6 protein-coding genes and 1 pseudogene are annotated in these 4455 nt (G+C 57.3%); 4 read left to right on the top strand and 3 right to left on the bottom strand.

Annotated elements, in window-relative coordinates:
- Positions 1 to 126 (bottom strand): annotated as a pseudogene (locus tag ACRXB1_RS31400) (NADH-ubiquinone oxidoreductase-F iron-sulfur binding region domain-containing protein); the annotation flags it as partial.
- Here ACRXB1_RS31400 and ACRXB1_RS31395 point away from each other — a divergent pair.
- From ACRXB1_RS31395 to ACRXB1_RS31380, 4 genes are all read left to right on the top strand, one after another.
- Positions 82 to 384, top strand: coding sequence for an AEC family transporter (locus ACRXB1_RS31395; protein WP_449494258.1), 303 nt, complete (start codon positions 82 to 84; stop codon positions 382 to 384). The pseudogene ACRXB1_RS31400 and the gene ACRXB1_RS31395 sit on opposite strands and share 45 nt — an antisense overlap.
- Positions 385 to 461: 77 nt before the next feature.
- Positions 462 to 1412 carry an alpha/beta hydrolase family protein gene (locus ACRXB1_RS31390; RefSeq protein ID WP_449494257.1) on the top strand — a complete coding sequence of 317 codons (951 nt, stop codon included), beginning with the start codon at positions 462 to 464 and terminating at the stop codon, positions 1410 to 1412.
- A 277-nt stretch (positions 1413 to 1689) separates the two neighbouring features.
- Positions 1690 to 2385, top strand: a complete 696-nt coding sequence (locus ACRXB1_RS31385) for a CTP synthase C-terminal region-related (seleno)protein (protein ID WP_075357510.1) — start codon at positions 1690 to 1692, stop codon at positions 2383 to 2385.
- A gap of 83 nt (positions 2386 to 2468) precedes the next feature.
- The gene (locus ACRXB1_RS31380; RefSeq protein ID WP_449494256.1) at positions 2469 to 2867 is read left to right on the top strand and encodes a VOC family protein; all 399 of its coding nucleotides are present in this window, start codon (positions 2469 to 2471) and stop codon (positions 2865 to 2867) included.
- A gap of 471 nt (positions 2868 to 3338) precedes the next feature.
- On the opposite strand, the gene ACRXB1_RS31375 is transcribed toward ACRXB1_RS31380, so the two are convergent.
- Together ACRXB1_RS31375 and ACRXB1_RS31370 are read right to left on the bottom strand one after the other, a co-directional pair.
- Positions 3339 to 3962 carry a glutathione S-transferase family protein gene (locus tag ACRXB1_RS31375; RefSeq protein WP_062001772.1) on the bottom strand — a complete coding sequence of 208 codons (624 nt, stop codon included), beginning with the start codon at positions 3960 to 3962 and terminating at the stop codon, positions 3339 to 3341.
- A gap of 26 nt (positions 3963 to 3988) precedes the next feature.
- On the bottom strand, positions 3989 to 4455 hold a 467-nt coding region (locus ACRXB1_RS31370), incomplete at its 5' end, for a PhzF family phenazine biosynthesis protein (protein WP_449494255.1).

Genomic DNA, 4455 nt, shown 5'->3' with positions numbered 1-4455 from the left:
GATCTTCGCGATGACTTCAACGCCGCGCGTGGAACCGATCCGGCACGGCGTGCATTTGCCGCAGGATTCAACGGCGCAAAAGTGCATTGCGTACTGGGCGAGGTCGGCGAGGTTGGAGGTGTCGTCGCCGCATGCCTGATCAGTCTCGTAAAACTGTTTTTTTATCCGCTGTTGACATGGCTTGTTCTCAAGTACGTTTTGAAGCTTGAACCGTTCTGGGTACAGGCAGGCGTTCTGATCGCGTCCCTGCCCTCAGCCGGAAATATCTACGTGCTCGCGCAACGGTATGACGCTGATCCGCCGCGGGTGTCGGCGGCCATTCTCCTGTCTACCATTGCCAGCGTGGGTACCTTTCCGTGTGCAGCGTGGCTCGTTCTTCGTTGAGACTCGCCTGACCTGGAAGAGCAAATCGATGAACAGGTATTCGAGCTATCCGCTAAACCCTCACAGAAGAGAAAAAAATGAACGAGGTCCAGCCTGCGCCGATCACGATACATGCGGAGGACGGCTACCCGCTGAAGGGCCAGATATGGCTCCATCACGACGCGCCTGATGCAGGCGGACCCCGGCCCGTGGTCATCATCAACCCCGCCACATCGGTCCGATGCAGCTATTACTCACGCTTCGCCGCGTTCCTGTGTAAGCACGGATTCAACGTCGTTACCTATGATTATCGCGGCATAGGCGGTTCGCGCCCGGCGTCCCTCCGCTGCTTGCAAGCAGGATGGCTGGACTGGGGACGTCTTGATTTCGAAGCGGTATTGCAGATGGCATTCAGCACGTTTCCTCACCAGCCCGTGCAGGTCGTCGCGCATAGCATAGGCGGCGTTCTGGTAGGACTGGCCCCATCCAATCATCTGATCGACCGCGTTTTCACCATGGGCGCCCAATTCGCTCACTGGCGCGACTATGCCAGTCATAAACGATTAGGCATGCTGATAAAATGGCACGCAGTCATGCCGGCAATCACGGCCATTCTCGGCTATTTCCCCGGTGGCATGCTCGGCTGGATGGAAGACACGCCGCGCGGGGTGGTACGCGACTGGACTGCGCGCGAACCCCGTTTCGAGGAGGCGTTCCGGAATGGTCCCCATGCGTTGACGGAGGAGGAGCGGGCGAAACTTGTCGAGGGCTTTGCGACGTTTCATGGACCCATGCTCGCACTCAGCGTAACCGATGACGAATTCGGCACGGCTTCGGCAATCGAACGTTTGCTCGCCTACTTCCGGGACAGCCCGATTACCCATTTGCGTATTGCCCCGGAAACGATGGGGTATCCCGAGATAGGCCACTTTGCATTTTTCCATAGCCGCTTCGAAGCTTCGCTATGGCAGATCCCGCTCGAATGGCTGAAAGCCCGCTCGGTGCGTACGGACCTTGCGGAATTTATCGTCAAGACTGGTGGCCGATGACTTGCTCTTTGCAAGAGCAAAAAAGAGACCGCGATGCAGACCGAGACGAGGCCTTTACTGCAGCTTGTCGACGCTTCGCGCCTTTCAGGAAGTAACGCATCAACAGTGGTAGCGATTCCGCGCGGACTTCATGAATATCAGGGGAACGCTCTCGGTCGGCCATCCGCTAAAATATGTGCGTCGGCATGGTCTCGAAAAATTCAAAGTTATAGCCGGGCGCGAAAGAGCAGACCACGCTGTACTCGCACACTGCAGATCAATGAAGAGAGCAAAAAGGATGCAAACAAAAGTTACTGTCGCCCTGGTCGGTGACTATGATGACTCGGTGCCGGCTCATCTGGCTATTCCGCACGCTTTAAAGCGTGCGGCCGACACGATGCAGATCGAAGTCGATTTTGAATGGATTCCCACTGTCGAAATCGCATCGGTTTCGCGTATCGCTTCGTTCGATGGAATTTGGTGTACCCCCGCGAGTCCTTACCAAAACATGGAAGGCGCACTCCTTGCCATTCGCCACGCCCGAGAAAGCGCAACCCCGTTCCTGGGTACCTGCGGGGGATTTCAGCATGCCATCATTGAGTACGCTCGCAACGTGCTTGGCTGGGCGGATGCAGAACATGCGGAAACGGCGCCGGGCGCCGCGCGCGCAGTGATTTCACCACTTGAATGCGCCTTGGTTGAAACCATGGATCTCGTGCGTTTGTTTCCAGGCACTCACATCGCTGCCGCCTATGGAGTCAGCGAAATAGCGGAGGGCTACCGTTGTCGTTATGGACTTAACCCCGAGTTCAGAACGTCGCTGGTTTCAGGCCCGTTACGGGTCGCCGGAGACGATGCGGCAGGCGACGTACGTGTTATCGAAATGGTTCAACATCCGTTTTTCGTTGCGACACTTTTTCAACCCGAGCGCGCAGCGCTCAGGGAGCAGCCTGCACCGATCGTCAACGCGTTCGTATCGGCATGCGCAGCATGACGTCACGCATATTGCACCGCAGAGCTACCTTGGACTAAGGAGATTGCAGCCGGGGACCAACGCCTGTTGCAAGGAACATGACAATGATTTCACACGTATTCGTGGGTGTTACCGACTTTGAACGTGCCTTTACGTTTTACTCAGCAGTTCTGGGAGATCTGCGACTCCAGTTGAAGTTTTGTGAGAGGGATAAACCATGGGCGGGATGGATGGCGGCGTCCACCCCCCGTCCCCTGTTCCTGATCGGCCGCCCATATGACGGCAATTCGGCACGCAGTGGAAATGGCCACATGATCGCGTTGCTTGCTCCTGATCGCAGCGCAGTCAATAACGCGCACGCCAGTGCTCTCGCGACTGGAGGCTCATGTGAAGGCGCACCCGGCTTGAGGCCCCAGTATCACCCGCACTACTATGGCGCATACTTTCGAGACCCGGACAGAAACAAGATTTGCGTTTGTTGTCACGACGCAATGCAACCATAGCGAGAACACGCAGTTGCAAAACACTTGCTTCAGCCGTCAATATTTCATCTCCGGTTTTTCTTGTGCGCTATACCAAGACACAAGATATGAGCGTCGTGAACTTATCAATGGAAAAGATCTGCCTTCCGCGCAACAGCAACGCCCCGAGGAAAACGCGCCAAAACGACACCGCGCGATCGACGACGTGCCCATCGCTTCTGATCAAAAGCGTTCGTCAAGCGGATTTCGGCGGATACATCCGTGTCAATAATCAACCAGATTCGGTCGCCGCGTCACAGGCGAATCACGTCCCCTCGCTGAACCCGAGATGGCATTCCTCCAACTCCAACCTTCCATAGGGTGGCTGCCGTGCCCGCCGGATCCCTTTCACGCCGAGTCGTAAGGAGATATCCGCTTCAATCCAGTTGTATAACGCGGTGAAGTGAAATCACCGATTCGTTCGCAGCGTCGTAAATCCGATGTCGCGAAACGTCACGGGTTGCCATTTCGCCCGTGCAGCAGGAACGCCGGACGCTGGCTCAAGCGTTCGAAATAGGCGTGCACAGCGGGCAGATCCGGACGCTCCATTGGCGTCATATACCACCGGTTCGTGGACAGTCCCAGCACCACGTCGGCAAGCGTAAAGCCATGACCCGCTGCGAATGCGCCGGTTTTTTCAAGCTGCGCGTCGAGCATCCGCATGTGTCGATTCCAGTTGGCGACGCTCGCAGCAAGCACGTGTGGATCGGTGTGCGCAGGACTTTTGCGAACCAGCGCCATGAAGGCAAAGCGCCACGCGTTGTTCAACTCCGTGGCCTGCCAGTCCATCCATTGCTCGACGCGCGCCCGACCTTCAGGATCCGTCGGCAGAAGGTCGCTTCGGCCGTTACGGCTCGCGAGATATCTGCAGATGCTGTTCGACTCCCACAGCACGAACGACCCATCCTTGATCACGGGCACCATTGCATTGGGATTCAGCGCCACGAATTCTGGCGCTTCAGTCGACCTGAAACCTGAACCCCATTGCTCGTGCTCATAAGTCAATTCCATCTCGGCACACAGCCAGAGCACTTTGCGCACGTTGATGGACAAGGACTTACCGAAGATTTTGAGCATGGTAGTCACCTCTTTAACATGGCCGTTCACGATGGAATGATCCGCGCGGTACCGGAGACGCGGATCGAACTGCCCAAGGCCGGCGTGATTTCCGCTCGCAGGCAAGAACGCATACCCATGTCTTCACCTTGCACGACCTCGATGGCACCCGCATGCGGCCACCGGATGTCGCGCAGGTACCCGGCGAAAGCAGCCGTTGCTGCGCCGGTTGCCGGATCTTCGTACACGCCACCATACGCGAACGCATTGCGCGTGTTGAACCGCTGCTGTGTCTCAGCGTGCCCCAGCAGGACGGTTGTCCATCCTTCCTGGATCATTAGCTCGCGACCAGCATCGAAGTTGTACTTCATCGCCGCCAATGTCCGGCGGCTCTCGAGCATCAGCACGAGATGATCTGCACCTGCATGAATGAGGGCGGGCGGGATCCTGGGGTCCAGGTCGTCGTCCGTGAAGCCGAACAGACGCAGCGCCGCGGAGACGAGCAGGGCCGGCA

The organism is Caballeronia sp. M23-90, assembly GCF_053574605.1.
Note: the sequence above shows the minus strand (reverse complement) of the source record. Positions and strands in the feature narration are given on the sequence as shown.

Coding starts and splice junctions, on each gene's coding strand:
- ACRXB1_RS31390 (WP_449494257.1), top strand. CDS start 462: ATGAACGAGGTCCAGCCTGCGCCGATCACGATACATGCGGAGGACGGC.
- ACRXB1_RS31385 (WP_075357510.1), top strand. CDS start 1,690: ATGCAAACAAAAGTTACTGTCGCCCTGGTCGGTGACTATGATGACTCG.
- ACRXB1_RS31380 (WP_449494256.1), top strand. CDS start 2,469: ATGATTTCACACGTATTCGTGGGTGTTACCGACTTTGAACGTGCCTTT.
- ACRXB1_RS31375 (WP_062001772.1), bottom strand. CDS start 3,962: ATGCTCAAAATCTTCGGTAAGTCCTTGTCCATCAACGTGCGCAAAGTG.